Below are 14501 nucleotides of genomic sequence, written 5' to 3' on the forward strand. Positions count from 1 at the left end.
GGATAATTCAGCTTAGTTAAGAGTTCAAGGCAAAGCTATACTAAATCTTCAATTTGGATACTACTCACTTAATTGATTGTAGTGAAAGGTGGCGACTCCAGCGGGAAAAGCGAGAAAGTTGAGACCCCGCAGGGAAGAAGCGTAGCGCCGCCCGAGGAGGCTCGACCTCGCCCGCGGAAAGCGTCCACCTGAAACGAAAATAAGCACAATATAAAAAAAACCGCCCTTTCGTCTAAATTGACTAGTGAGGCCGTTCATTTTTAAGATTCACTCGAGATGAAATTAGCTAGAGCTTCTACTGCTTCCTTTGCATCGGAACCATCAGCACTTAAACTTACCTTTGTTCCTTTGCTGATTGCCAAGCTCATAATTCCCATAATACTCTTCGCATTTACTTTTTTAGTATCTTTTTCTAAATAGACGTCTGCGATATAACGATTTGCTTCCTGTACAAAAAGTGCAGCCTGTCTTGCTTGAAGTCCTGAAGATAATTTTACTTCTACCTGCTGTTCTGCCATTGTCTACTCCCCATTTCTTTAAATTGTCTCTCCATTACGAAGCGCATCTGCTATTTCATCTATTTTTCGCAATCGGTGATTTACACCTGATTTACTCACATTGCCAGTAGAAACCATTTCACCTAGTTCTTTTAGTGTAACATCTTGATACTCTACTCGTAACCTAGCTATTTCACGAAGTTTTTCTGGTAATTGATCTAAGCCGATAGAATTCTCGATAAACCGAATATTGTCTACCTGGCGAATGGCTGCACTGATTGTTTTATTCAGATTCGCCGTTTCGCAATTAACAAGACGGTTTACACTATTTCGCATATCTCGAATGATACGGACATCCTCAAATTTCAGTAAAGCTCTATGGGCTCCCACAATACTTAAGAAGTCAGAAATCTTTTCTGCTTCCTTTAAATATGCGACAAACCCTTTTTTTCGTTCTATTGTTTTCGCATTCAGTTCATATTCATTCATCAAATCTACCAGTGCATCACTATGTGTTTTATATGAAGAATAAATTTCTAAGTGATAAGATGAGGTTTCCGGATTATTAACCGACCCTCCTGCTAAAAAGGCTCCTCTTAAATAAGCTCGTTTACAGCAACTCTTTTGCACAAGCTCTTTGGAAATGGAGTATTCAAATTGAAAACCATCCATTAAAATTTGAAGATCCTCTAACAGGTTTTTTGCCCCTTCGCGAATACGACAAATATATATATTATTCTTTTTCAATCTCATTTTCTTTCGAACAAGTAATTCAACTTGATATGGGTATAACGATTTTATTAATGTATATAGTCTTCTAGCAATAGCTGCATTTTCTGTTTGAACGTCTAAGCTTAACATTTTGTTGCTAAATGAAAGTGAACCATTCATGCGTATGAGTGCAGAAAGCTCTGCTCGTGCACAACAAGGTTCAGACTCTTCCTGAGTCATCTCTTTTTTAGTTTCAGAAGCAAACGACATATTCCGTTTCCCCCTTTCTCCTCGACGGTTAAACGTTTAACCCGTCTGCGTATTCTACAAGCCATTTCGCTACTTCCGTTGCATCGTGCCGAACAGCACCGTCATGAACGACTGAAATGTCTTTTTTTACTATATCAATATTCAACTTTTCTAATTGGTCAATATCTATTCTAACAGGAGATGCCTGTTCTTGTTTATACAAATATCTCACATTTTCAGGAATTTCTTCCTTACTTATTAACACAGCATCCAAGAAGTTCTCACCGACATGTTCGATCAATGCATTTACATGATCATACGCCGAATAATTACCAGTCTCACCAGCCTGTGTCATTAAATTACAAATATAAACTTTCTTCGCTTTAGATTTTCTAATCGCTTTTTGTATATCTTGCACTAATAAATTCGGCAAAATACTTGTATATAAACTTCCTGGACCAATAACAATAACATCAGCTTGTCGAATGACATTAATAGTTTCTGGTAACGGTTTCACATCTGGAGGAGTAATAAATACTCTTTCAATTTTCTTGCCATAGCACGGAATTTTAGATTCTCCCTTTACGGTCGTTTGATCTTCAAATATAGCATTTAAAGTTACTATTTGATTGGCCGCCGGTAGCACTTTCCCACGAATATTTAGTACTCGACTCATTTCAGTTACGGCATGGGCAAAATCACCTGTTATGGATGTTAATGCAGCTAGCATCAAATTCCCCAGTGAATGCCCTTCCAATTCGGCTGAATGAGAAAATCTATACTGGAACATTTCCTCCACTAATGGCTCGACATCTGAAAGAGCTGCTAATACATTTCGAACATCCCCAGGAGGTGGTATATCATATTCATCTCGAAGTCGCCCAGAGCTTCCTCCGTCATCTGCGACTGTTACGATTGCCGTAATATCCAGTGGAAATTTTTTCAAGCCACGAAGTAACGTAGATAGACCCGTACCTCCACCGAGTATAACTAGTTTTTTACGGCGTTTTGTAGGTTCCATTCCTTCATTCCTTTCTAATGACGACATCACGATGCGTAATTATGGTTTTGTCTTCTGCTCTCAATGACTTCCCGAAGTATTCTGCTAGTGTAACAGAGCGATGCTGCCCTCCGGTACATCCAAATGCAATTACTAGTTGGGTTTTTCCTTCTCTTTTGTATTGAGGAATCATGAAATTGAACAAATCCGTTAGCTTCTCGATTAATGTTTTAGTGTCAACCCATTTTAATACGTAGCTGGATACCTCTTCGTTAAGTCCTGATTTCAAGCGTAGCTCTTCTATATAATATGGATTAGGAAGAAAACGTACATCAAATACTAAATCCGCATCTATTGGAATACCATGCTTAAATCCAAAGGACATAACGTTTACAGTAAATACTTGACTGCTTTTAGAAGAAAATTCTTCTTGTATTTTTTCTCTCAGTTCTCGAGGTTTCATCTTGGAAGTGTTGTAAATGTATTGTGCTCTCCCCTTTAAATCAGAGAGCATTTGTCTTTCTTTTTTAATACCTTCTAAAGGTAATCCAGAGTTAGCAAGTGGATGAGAACGACGTGTTTCCTTATACCTTCTTACCAATACTTCATCACCGGAATCCAAAAACAATAATTTAGGCGTAACAGTTGTTGTCTCTTGTAGCTCATTAACAGAGTCTGCTAAAGAATGGAACATTTCCCCACCACGCAAGTCCATCACAACTGCAATATTTCGAGGTTGTTTATTCGAATCTATCATTAGTTTGATGAACGTACTCAATAATTCCGGTGGTAAATTATCAATGCAGTAATAGCCAAGGTCTTCAAAACTCTGGATAGCCACTGTCTTTCCAGCACCCGACATTCCAGTAATTATTACAACTTCCGTTTCGTGCTTTTGAAGACTATCCATTGCTCATTCTCCCTCCGTTGATTGCTGAATCGTTTCCTTTATCAAAGAAAAATCAGGTGTATATACAAATGTTCCATATTGTGTACCTTTTTCTTGAGCTGCAAATAATAGATTTGTTCTATCGCCTTCAGCCATTGGAAGATGGTGTAAGTCTTCGACGGAATGCCATTCTAATACACCTTCTGTTGTTACTTCGAAAGGTATTCCTTTTATGTCTTTAGCGACAAAAGTAAATAACATCCATTCATCTATACGCTTTCCATCTTCCTCTATGACCATTGTATAAATTCCTTTTAAATGAGGTTGTACAGGCACTGTATTCGTTTCTTCTGTAAATTCACGTACTGCGGAAACTAAAATAGATTCACCCATCTCCATTTTACCACCTGGTGCTACATACCAATTTCTTCTTGGTTTTTTTAATAATAAAACTTTATCATCTTTACATACGAGTAGGTTTGCTATTCTTTGCACAAATCATCACTCCGCATCTTTCATGTTCATAAATTATATTATACATTAAATTTCATAAAAAGAGGCTGCTTCACGATTAAAATCGCGAAACAGCCTGTCCAAATGTTTCTTATATAAAAAGGGGGTCAATTTATATTCTTTACTATACACTTTATTTATTTCAAGACTATTACAATCCGGTTAAGATAAAATTAAATTAAACGTTTGTAATTGTTTTGTCTTTCAATTTTTCAATATAGTGTTGCGCAGCTTGTGCAGCAATACTTCCATCTCCTGTAGCAGTGACAATTTGACGAAGCATTTTCTCACGAACATCCCCTGCGCCGAATATCCCAGGTACAGTTGTTTCCATTTTCTCGTTTGTTACAATATATCCACCGTCATTTAAAATACCTAAATTCGCGAAAGGTTTCGTTAATGGAAGCATCCCTACATATACGAATACGCCGTCTGTTTCAAATTCTCTTTCGGTACCGTCTACAGTAGACACTAAAGTAACACTTGCTACTTTTCCATCTTTTCCATGAATCTCTTTTAATGTAGTATTCCAGATAAAATCAATTTTCTCATTTGCAAAAGCACGGTCTTGAAGAATTTTTTGCGCACGTAGCTCGTCACGACGATGCACGATGGTTACTTTGTTCGCAAATTTAGTTAGGAATGCACCTTCTTCAACAGCAGAGTCTCCTCCACCTACAACTACAAGGTTTTTCTGTTTGAAGAATGCCCCATCGCAGACTGCACAGTAACTAACTCCACGTCCACCTAACTCTGTTTCTCCTGGAATACCCATTTTTTTATATTCCGCACCAGAGGAAATAATAACTGCTAACGCTTTATATTCTTTTCCACTAACTTTAACTGTTTTGTAATCCTCACCGTTAACAATTTCCGAAACATCTCCGTATGCGTATTCAGCACCGAACTTTTTCGCATGTTCAAACATTTTAGTAGATAGCTCTGGCCCTAAGATCATTTCAAATCCAGGATAGTTTTCCACTTCCTCTGTGTTCGCCATTTGTCCACCTGGGATCCCACGTTCGATCATTAATGTGGAAAGGTTTGCACGAGATGTATATACTGCAGCTGTCATTCCTGCAGGTCCAGCCCCAATTATAATTACATCATAAATTTTATCTTCAGTCATTTAGATTCCTCCTACATTGCTACTATCTTCAATCTATAGGATTTTTTCATACGCTTCAACTATTTTGCTTAGGAGTCGAAAAGGGGCAAAAATTGCATAAGTTCGTTAATATATTTAGTCAATGTATTTGTTGTGATGCCATATTGCTCTGCATAATATTTTTTCGTTACATTTTTAGAGCGCGATGATTCAAACATATACTCCGTTGCTGCTGCTAATGCACGTGGATTTTTGAAACCATAGGCTTTCTCTAAGCCACGTTCTACTAGAACAAACCACATTTGAAATAGAAATGTGTCTTCATGCTCTAAAGGCTTATATTTATCATACAATAGGTCTGTTGCTGCAATTACACGTAAAAAAGCTTTCTCTGCAGGAGACTTTTCATCAAAATCATGTCCTAAAGAATTAGCAAGGAATAGTTTCTCCATCGTTGTTAAGTCATCTACAACAATCCATTTAGGATGGGAAATAATTTCTTGACGATGCTTAGACTTTCCTAATAAGTAAAACCCATAAATACGTTCACTCACATGCTTATGCTCTATCTTTTCTAAAATATATTCCTTTTGAATTTTAGATGCAGCTTCATCAGATTCACTTTTTACTGGTAGCCACGGTTCAAATCCAGCTTTTTCCGGATCTAGCTTCAATAATGCTTTCCAAGCATTTTTAGCTATCTCTTCATGCCCAGAAAAATAAGCCGAATGGGAAAGCCAAAAATAAAATCCTGGATCGCCTTCAAAACCTTTTCGTTGTAAACTTCTAAGCCACTTAAATGCTTGTTCATATTTGCCTATTAACGCAAATGTCGCACCTAACTTATAGCGATGTTCAACAAAATAAGGGTTTATCTTGGTTAGTAATCCTACGATTTCTTCCAGCTCTTCTTCATTTTTTTCATAGTAATGAATCACAGCTAAATTGCATAGTGCGTGGATATTTCCTCTATTTTCATTGAGTACATCATGTAGCAAAGCCTTTGCCTGCTCTTCTTCGCCAATATAAAAATAAGCAAGTGCCAAATTATTGAATGCTGCCCAAAAATCTGGATGGTCCACTACGATGGATTCTAATAATTCTACCGCCTCAGCAAACTTACCTTGCTCCATCAATCTTCTCGATTTTTCTTGTAAAAACAACGCTTCACCAGATGGCGTATCTACCTGAAGTGATACCACATCCTCTTGCTCCGTGAAGTCTACAATCTCCATTGCTTCTTCCGTGTATTCCCCTTGGATATCCATCTCCAAATACATTTGGGCGAATTTGTTCGCTTCAACAAAATTTCCTAGATGGGCATTTACCTCCGCCAAAAAGAATACAATTTCTGATTCGTTATGGTCAATTGCATGGGCACTTCTCAAAAGCTCATGGGCTAGTTCAAAATTATCTATTTCCATTTGTAATATCGCATACTGTAGTAATATCATGGGATCATTTGGACTTAGTTCTGCTGCTCGTTTTAAATATTTATGTGCTTTTTCATATTGTTCTTTTTGTAGTTCATCTAAAGCTTTTTTATAGTAGTATTCACCCGTAGGTAAAAACGAAATTATATTTTCTCTAAGAACTTTTTTACTTTTTTTATTCAATATAATCCTCCGAAAAATAATAAGGAACGTTTAAAAAAACGTCCCTTATTAGTATATCCTTCAGTATACCACATATATTTACTTTTTATCTGCTTTGGCATCATGTCTTTTTTGCAGTACTTGCAGTAGATCATAGAAGCTTACTTGTTGGTTTTGTAGAAGAACTAACAGATGATAAAGAAGATCTGCTGCCTCCCATTTCAACTCTTCCCCATCATTATTTTTGGAAGCGATGATAACTTCGGATGCTTCTTCTCCAACTTTCTTACAAATTTTATCTACACCTTTCTCAAACAGGTACGTCGTATATGCACCTTCTGGCATAGACTGCTGTCTTTCTTCTATAGTATTGATGAGAGTTGTTATTGTATTATATCCTACGGTGTCATCTAGTTTTTCTAATATATTATGAAAACATGTATCTTCTCCAGTATGGCATGCTGGTCCTGTTGGTAGTACCTCTACTACTAATGCATCCGAATCGCAATCTGACTTAATAGAAACTACTTTTTGAGTATTCCCTGAGGTTTCCCCTTTATGCCAAAGTTGTTGTCTACTACGGCTAAAAAACCAAGTTTCTCCAGTTTCGACTGTTTTTGCATATGCTACCTCGTTCATGTAAGCAAGTGTTAACACTTCTCTTGTAATGGCATGCTGTACAATTACAGGTATTAAGCCTTTTTCATCATAAGTTAAATTAGTCATAATTGTTCTACTCCTCTTTCATTCGAAGTATACGAATGCTTGTGTACTTATTTGGCCGCTTCTTGTAGAGCTTCAGTTAAAGAAAATCGTTCATTGTACAATGCTTTACCCGTAATAACACCAGCAACAGTCGTCGTTTGTGCTAATTTAGCTACTGCTGTAATATCTTCTAAGGAACTTATTCCACCCGATACAATAACAGATAGTCCAGTTTCTTCTGCTAGTTCTTTATTTGCCACTAAGTTTGGACCTTGAAGCGTTCCATCTGTTGCAATGTCCGTGAAAATTACGTGCTTAGCACCTTTAGAAGCAAAATACTGTCCTACTTCGACGGCAGATTGTGTGGAGGTTTCTAGCCATCCATGTGTAGCCACCATTCCATCCTTTGCATCAAGTCCGATGACAATTCTATCACCGCCGAATTCTTCTATTAACCCCACTACTAATTCTGGTTGTGAAATAGCAAGACTTCCTATAATTACACGATTTACATCGTTATTCAAATAAAATTGAACATCATCCTTCGTACGAATTCCTCCACCAATTTGCACACTAACTGGCAGTTCCTTGGCGATACGAATAACTTCATCAGCATGGATTTTCTCACCGTCTTTTGCACCGTCTAAATCTACTAGATGTATCCAAGTTGCCCCTTCATCCGCAAATTTTTTAGCCATCTCGAATGGAGAATCGCCATAAACGGTTTCTTGCTCATAATCCCCTTGATACAGGCGGACGCATTTCCCATCTTTCATATCGATTGCTGGGTAAACTTGAATGGACGTCATATTATTCTCTCCTTCTTATGTAAGTAGACCTTTTGTAGAAGGAACGCCCTTCACTCGATCGTCTTTTGTAATAGCTTCATCAATCGCTCGAGCTAACGCTTTGAAGATCGCTTCGATCATATGATGTGTGTTTGCTCCATAATGAACGATGACATGGACATTCATACGTGCTTCCAATGCAAATTTCCAAAGGAACTCATGTACAAGCTCAGTATCAAAATTACCAACTTTTTGAGTTGGGAATTGTGCACGGAACTCTAAATGCGGACGATTTGAAATATCTATTACCACTTGCGCTAGTGCATCATCCATTGGTACAAAAGCATTTCCGTAGCGTTTAATACCTATTTTATCTCCTAATGCTTGTTTCACTGCTTGCCCTAGAACAATTCCGATGTCTTCAGTCGTATGGTGATCATCGATATATGTATCTCCCTTAGCTTTAATAGAAGCATCAAATAAACCATGCTTAGTAAATAAGTCCAGCATATGATCCATAAAAGGGACACCTGTATCTATTTCCGCTTTTCCTTCACCATCTAAGTCTATTTCAACCCATACTTTTGTTTCATTCGTCATTCTTTCTATTTTCGCTGCTCTCTTATTTGTCATTTTGAATCCTCCTTTTTCCAGCTCCTCGACTCTACAGACCTAGCATGTCCTTCTAATTGCTCTAGTCTAGCTAAGCGGGCAATTTTAGGATATTGTTCTTTCCACATTTCTTCTGAATAATAGACGATACTTGTTTTCTTCACGAAATCGTCCACACTTAACCCACTTGAAAATCTTGCCGTGCTATTTGTCGGTAGTACATGATTCGTACCAGCAAAGTAATCTCCTACTGGTTCACTACTGAATCTCCCAATGAAAATAGCTCCTGCATGCTTAATCTTTTGACTTAGTTCTTCGGGTTGCTCTGTAATAATTTCCAAATGTTCTGGTGCTAGCTCATTCACTGCAGCTACCGCTTGCTCCATTGATTCAGCGATATAAATACACCCAAAGTTTTCGATCGAACTGCGAGCAATATCTTCTCTAGGAAGAAGCTTTAATTGCTTTTCTACTTCTTTTGACACTTGTTCTGCAAGGGATGTACTCGTTGTGATTAATACCGAACTTGCAAATCGATCATGCTCTGCTTGAGCAAGAAGATCTGCCGCTAGTTCATCCGCATAGGCTGTATCATCTGCAATAATCGCTATTTCACTAGGACCTGCTATCATATCGATTGCTACCCTGCCAAATACTTCTCTTTTGGCAAGTGCTACAAAACTATTACCTGGTCCTGTTATTTTATCTACCGCTTTAATAGTTTCAGTACCGTAGGCAAGAGCCGCAATTGCTTGTGCTCCACCAACCTTATATATTTCTGTAATGCCCGCAATACGTGCTGCTACTAATACAGAATCAGGTAGATTCCCTTCCAAATTTGGCGGTGATACGATGACCACTCTTTCTACTCCAGCTACAATTGCAGGAATAGCGTTCATTAATACTGAAGAGGGATAAGCCGCTGTTCCACCCGGTACATATAAACCTACCGCATCTAGTGGTGAAATTTTATATTGAATATATGAGTTTTTAGCTAATGGGAAGTCTATTTGACTGCGAGCCTGCTCTGTATGAAATGCTCTAATATTAGCTGCAGCCTCTTCTAAATCTCCTATCAATTGTTTATCAAACTTAGCGTATGCTTCATCCACTTCTTCTTTGGATACTTTAAGTGACTCCAGTTTGGCACCATCCCATTTTTCCGTGTAACGAAGAAGGGCTTCATCTCCGTTCTGGCGTACATCCGCAATTACCTCACGAACAGTCATTAAATAATCTGGATCTGGTTGTTCAACGGAACGCAGTAATGAAATTGTATCTGTAAGCTTTTCTATTTTCATAGGATTCCCTACCTTTTGTTCAATTCATTTTTTAATTGTGCAACGAAAACATTGATTCGCTCACTTTTCACTCGATAGCTTACAGGATTGACGATCAATCGAGATGAGATAGAAACAATCTTTTCATATTCAACTAAGCCATTTTCCTTAAGTGTCTGTCCAGTGGAAACAATATCTACAATACGATCTGCAAGACCAATCATTGGTGCGAGTTCAATTGAGCCATTCAACTCAATGATTTCCACTTGCTCTCCTTTTTCCTTGTAGAAGTTTGTAGCAATTCTTGGATACTTTGTTGCAACACGTGGAGCAATCTCATTCATTTTCGTGTTCGGAATGCCAGCAGTTGCTATATAACAATTACTAATATGTAGATCCAATAACTCATGGACATCGCGGTGCTGCTCCAATAAAACATCCTTACCCGCAATACCGATGTCCGCTACACCATGTTCAACATATACAGGAACATCCATCGGTTTTGCCAATATGAATTGAATGCGTTCATATGGAGCCTCAACGATTAACTTTCTCGAATCACTAATCTCTGCAGGCAAGTTAAATCCAGCTTGCACAAATAATTTATATGCTTCTTCAAAAATACGACCTTTTGGCATTGCAATTGTTAACTCATTCACGTAAAGAACCACCTTCGGACACGATAACCACTTCATCGAATATTTGTTTAAACGCTTCTAGATCATTTACACTTTCTATGTATTGCAATGTCACGTATTCCGATGCATTTCTTCTAGCTTCCGCTAATACATTCGCTTTAGAAAAGGATCCTTTATCAAATAAAAGAAGTGTATGTTTTTCCTTTATTATTTGTTTCGGTAATACCTCCAATAATCTATCTACTCTAATTCCAAATCCAGTAGCACCAACTTTTTCATCGAATTTTTTAAATAGCTCATCGTATCGTCCACCATTCCCAATGGAGAATCCACTTCCTGCAGCGTGAATTTCAAACAGCATACCAGTGTAATAGCTCATATGACTCGCTAATGAAAAATCGAACGATACAATTGAAAAGTCATTCAATTGGAATTCTAATAAATTTTGAAGTTCTTCCACCTGATTAATTAGGTATTGTTGGTCGTCATTAAGGAACTGTCGGAAATCCGTAAATGTATTAGACTCTATTGTGTAATCTATTATTTTCATAAGACGTTCTTTTTGTTCTTCTAATAAGTTCATGCTTTCTAACTTTTGTGAGAAACCTACTAAATTTTTCTCTACTAATAATTGTCTTAGCATTTCTACCTGTTTCGTATTATCTGTGTTGTTTGTTAAGAAAGCAGTTAGGATCTCAGCATGTCCAATTGTAATTTGGAAGCTTTCTACCCCTAAAGCCTTCAATAGTTCTATCGCAGTATATATTATTTCACTATCTGCGTATGGGCTAAAATCCCCAACAAGTTCAAGTCCTAGCTGCTCAAACTCTGCCGGTCTCCCACCTTCTCGTTGTTGTGCACGAAATACATCTGCATAGTACGCTAATCGTAACGGATTTTTTTCCTTTAATAACTTAGAAGCTGCTATTCTAGCAATCGGAGTCGTCATATCAGGACGCAATACAAGCATCTCGCCTTGATTGTCTACTAATTTAAACAAAGAAGACTCATCAATAGCAGAAGCCTTTCCGATTGTTTCAAAATACTCCACGGAAGGCGTTTTTATAAAGTCATACCCTTTTGTACGTATAAAATCCCTTGCAATCGATCGTATAGATTCTTTTTGTTCGTTTACTTCAGGAAATGAATCTCTCATTCCAAGTGGCTTCTCGAACATTTGAATTTTGCTCATTTGAACACCCCTTACATTACTTTAACACACTAGAGAACTAATAAGATGAATTAATAGAATTTTATACTATTTTTACCTTTTCGTCAACATGTCGGTTTTTCCTCTATACGAGAAAGACAGTCTTAGTCAATGACCGTTAAGTATTACCGTTGATTTCCGCTACGGCGGACGCTTTTCGCGGGCATGGCTACAGTCTCCTCGTCACTATGTTCCTGCGGGGTCTTCAGCTCATGCTATTCCCGCAGAAGTCGCCGCCTGCTCTCCAATCAACTAGTATAGGTAATAACAAAGATTACAGGTTACTATTATCTTTATTGACTTAGAATAATCCAATCGTCTTAGCGACTAGCTATGTTAAACCTTTTGGGGGTACTACTTACTTCATTATTGTAGTGGAAGGTGGCGACTCCTGCGGGATAAGTGAGACAGATGGGACATCACAACGGTGATGGCCCATCGCTCACCCCGCGGAAAGCGTCCGCCTGAAACGGAAATTAGCAGGATTTAAGGACAAATCTTATTCTTCAAAATACCTAGACCACTGGATTTATGAAACGAAAAATTGTGCTCTTTCAAAAAAGCTATCCTTCTTAGTTCAACACTAAGTAGAATAGCTTTTCATTATTTATTATTTCGTTCTAGCATTTGTTCCTTCGTATAAATAATACGCATTGGATTTCCTCCAACAAAGCATCCTTCTGGAACGTCTGCATTGACGAGTGTTGCTGCAGAAACAATGGCATCATTCCCAATCGTAATACCTGGCAAAATTGTCGTATTTGCCCCTATCAGTACTCGATTACCGATAATGACATCTCCAATACGATACTCATCGATCAAATATTCATGCGCAAGAATCGTCGTGTTGTATCCGATAATGGAATTGTCACCTACTTTAATACGCTCTGGGAACATTACATCTACCATTACCATTAAGGCAAAAGACGTTTCTTTGCCAACTTCCATTTTCAGAAAAACACGATAGAAAAAATTTTTCCAGCTTAAAAAAGGGGAATATCTAGCGGCTTGAATAAAGATAAAGTTCTTCATAACTTTCCAAAATGGAACAGTATCATACACATGCCAAAGCGAGTTTGCCCCTTTTACAGGATACCGTTCTGTTCTCCTCATACACGCTGCCCTTTTGCTATATCAAGTAAGTCACTCATTTGATGTAGCATATAAGTAGGATTATAAGTAGACAAGAATGCTTCTCCTTTGATGGACCAAGCTACAGCAGCTGTATCAACTCCAGCTCTTTGCCCACCTACGATATCATGAAAATTGTCGCCAATCATAAGCGCCTCTTCCTTATTAGCTCCAATTCTTTGTAATGCTATTTGAATAGGCTCAGGATTAGGCTTTGTATATGTAACATCGTCAAAGCCAACAATTGTATCAAATAATGTTTCACATTCCATTATTTTTAGACCTCTATCGATCATTTCCCGTCTTTTAGTAGAAACAATTGCCAGTTTATAGCCCTCCTTTTTTAGTTGTCGTAATGTTTCTACGACTCCATCAAATGGAGCTACCATTTGGTCATGGCGTTCCAGATTCCATTTACGATAGGAAGCAGTTAAAGTCTCCGTTAAAGTTGGGTCTATCGCATCAAATGTTTCAAATAATGGTGGTCCTAAAAACGGGAGGACAGTCTCCCGACTATATTTCCCCGGAAATGTTTCGCCTAAAACATGTAAAAAAGATTCAATAATTAGTTCGTTCGTATCTAATAATGTTCCATCTAAATCAAAAAGTAGTGCTTTATAGTTTTTCACGGGATTACCACTTCCTTATGTTTACTTTGCTCCGCTTTCCTCCAAACATAAGCAACTACTATCGTTAATATGAAAGCAGTTAGCAATCGTATTAATAATAATGGCCAGATTGGGATTCCTAACGGAACGAAGATTAAAGTATCCTCGACCACGGCGTGACATGCCACTAAGAAAATAAATGCTAATGTCGCATCCTTTTTACTTACTCCATCCTCTTGCACTGCTTGAATCATTACACCTGCTCCATATGCAAGTCCAATCACTAGACCAGCTACAAGCGTTAGGGAAGCGTTTGGTTTTACACCAATAATTTTCGTAAAAGGAGCTAGTTTTTCTGAAAACTTTTGTAAATAATTCCGGTCTTTTAAAAACTGAATAATTACCATCAACGGTATGACAATTACCGCTAATTGTATAACGCCGAACGTCGCCTTTTGTAAGCCAAACAAAATAATTTCTCCCCATCCATCAGGAACTTGCTGACTTACTTGTAGCGCACCATATTTCGCTACCTCTCCTCCACCTTGCCACACGAGGTTAATAATGATAGCAGACATAATTGCCAAACCAAAGCGAACAACCAATACAACCCATAATTTCACTCCAACTCGAAGGGCGACTCCAGTTTCAATGAAAATATTATGAGAAAAGGATAACATCGTCGCTAGTATGAAAACTTCCTTAACTGTCAATTCCAGAGATAGTATCCCTGCTATCCCTGCATATAAATTTAATGCATTACCTAGCACTAAAGGAATTGCAGCCTCTCCCCGAAGTCCTAATAGCCCCATAAATGGGGAGATGATATCAATAATCCAAGGTAGAACAGGAGTATATTGCAAAATCACAACGATTAATGTAATTGGGAAAATTACTTTGCTTAATGTCCATGTCGTTTTAAGACCAGCAAACAGTCCATTTTTCAACGTCCCCATCTTATCCCAGC

The 14501-nt window shown here is 37.9% G+C and carries 16 protein-coding genes; all 16 read right to left on the minus strand.

The features are described from left to right. Positions 1-260 precede the first annotated feature (260 nt). Positions 261-518, minus strand: coding sequence for an HPr family phosphocarrier protein (locus ACQCPR_RS14420; RefSeq protein WP_090566768.1), 258 nt, complete (start codon positions 516-518; stop codon positions 261-263). A gap of 18 nt (positions 519-536) precedes the next feature. Then, positions 537-1478 (minus strand): DNA-binding protein WhiA, encoded by a 942-nt coding sequence (whiA, locus tag ACQCPR_RS14425; protein WP_093495007.1) that lies wholly within the window; start codon positions 1476-1478, stop codon positions 537-539. Positions 1479-1506: 28 nt separating this feature from the next. Next, positions 1507-2478, minus strand: coding sequence for a gluconeogenesis factor YvcK family protein (locus ACQCPR_RS14430; protein WP_427137359.1), 972 nt, complete (start codon positions 2476-2478; stop codon positions 1507-1509). 4 nt (positions 2479-2482) lie between these two features. Next, on the minus strand, positions 2483-3367 hold the full coding sequence (gene rapZ, locus ACQCPR_RS14435; RefSeq protein WP_090566762.1) for an RNase adapter RapZ: 885 nt from the start codon (positions 3365-3367) through the stop codon (positions 2483-2485). A 3-nt stretch (positions 3368-3370) separates the two neighbouring features. Then, positions 3371-3841: an NUDIX hydrolase gene (locus tag ACQCPR_RS14440; protein WP_090566759.1), complete on the minus strand. Its 471-nt coding sequence runs from the start codon at positions 3839-3841 to the stop codon at positions 3371-3373. A 196-nt stretch (positions 3842-4037) separates the two neighbouring features. Continuing rightward, complete coding sequence (gene trxB / locus ACQCPR_RS14445) at positions 4038-4988, minus strand: thioredoxin-disulfide reductase (protein ID WP_090566756.1); 951 nt, start codon at positions 4986-4988, stop codon at positions 4038-4040. A 68-nt stretch (positions 4989-5056) separates the two neighbouring features. Beyond that, the gene (locus tag ACQCPR_RS14450) at positions 5057-6583 is read right to left on the minus strand and encodes a tetratricopeptide repeat protein (RefSeq protein WP_090566753.1); all 1527 of its coding nucleotides are present in this window, start codon (positions 6581-6583) and stop codon (positions 5057-5059) included. A gap of 78 nt (positions 6584-6661) precedes the next feature. Beyond that, positions 6662-7288, minus strand: a complete 627-nt coding sequence (gene hisIE, locus ACQCPR_RS14455) for a bifunctional phosphoribosyl-AMP cyclohydrolase/phosphoribosyl-ATP diphosphatase HisIE (RefSeq protein WP_090566751.1) — start codon at positions 7286-7288, stop codon at positions 6662-6664. A gap of 47 nt (positions 7289-7335) precedes the next feature. Further along, complete coding sequence (gene hisA / locus ACQCPR_RS14460; RefSeq protein ID WP_090566748.1) at positions 7336-8076, minus strand: 1-(5-phosphoribosyl)-5-[(5-phosphoribosylamino)methylideneamino]imidazole-4-carboxamide isomerase; 741 nt, start codon at positions 8074-8076, stop codon at positions 7336-7338. 15 nt (positions 8077-8091) lie between these two features. Beyond that, entirely contained in the window at positions 8092-8688 is a 597-nt protein-coding gene (hisB, locus tag ACQCPR_RS14465) for an imidazoleglycerol-phosphate dehydratase HisB (protein ID WP_090566745.1), read from the minus strand. Beyond that, complete coding sequence (gene hisD / locus ACQCPR_RS14470; protein WP_090566743.1) at positions 8685-9968, minus strand: histidinol dehydrogenase; 1284 nt, start codon at positions 9966-9968, stop codon at positions 8685-8687. The genes hisB and hisD overlap by 4 nt, the downstream gene beginning before the upstream one ends. Positions 9969-9976: 8 nt before the next feature. Beyond that, the gene (gene hisG / locus ACQCPR_RS14475; RefSeq protein ID WP_427137360.1) at positions 9977-10606 is read right to left on the minus strand and encodes an ATP phosphoribosyltransferase; all 630 of its coding nucleotides are present in this window, start codon (positions 10604-10606) and stop codon (positions 9977-9979) included. Continuing rightward, positions 10599-11777, minus strand: a complete 1179-nt coding sequence (locus tag ACQCPR_RS14480; RefSeq protein WP_427137361.1) for an ATP phosphoribosyltransferase regulatory subunit — start codon at positions 11775-11777, stop codon at positions 10599-10601. Before ACQCPR_RS14480 ends, hisG begins: the two co-directional genes overlap by 8 nt. Positions 11778-12398: 621 nt before the next feature. Next, a complete protein-coding gene (locus ACQCPR_RS14485) occupies positions 12399-12908 on the minus strand; it encodes an acyltransferase (protein ID WP_427137362.1) in 510 nt (169 codons plus the stop codon). Then, positions 12905-13555: a pyrophosphatase PpaX gene (gene ppaX / locus ACQCPR_RS14490; protein ID WP_427137363.1), complete on the minus strand. Its 651-nt coding sequence runs from the start codon at positions 13553-13555 to the stop codon at positions 12905-12907. The genes ACQCPR_RS14485 and ppaX overlap by 4 nt, the downstream gene beginning before the upstream one ends. After that, on the minus strand, positions 13552-14490 hold the full coding sequence (locus ACQCPR_RS14495; RefSeq protein WP_427137364.1) for a nucleoside recognition domain-containing protein: 939 nt from the start codon (positions 14488-14490) through the stop codon (positions 13552-13554). Before ACQCPR_RS14495 ends, ppaX begins: the two co-directional genes overlap by 4 nt. Positions 14491-14501 lie beyond the last annotated feature (11 nt).

The organism is Psychrobacillus psychrodurans (assembly GCF_050209195.1).
GTDB lineage: Bacteria > Bacillota > Bacilli > Bacillales_A > Planococcaceae > Psychrobacillus > Psychrobacillus psychrodurans.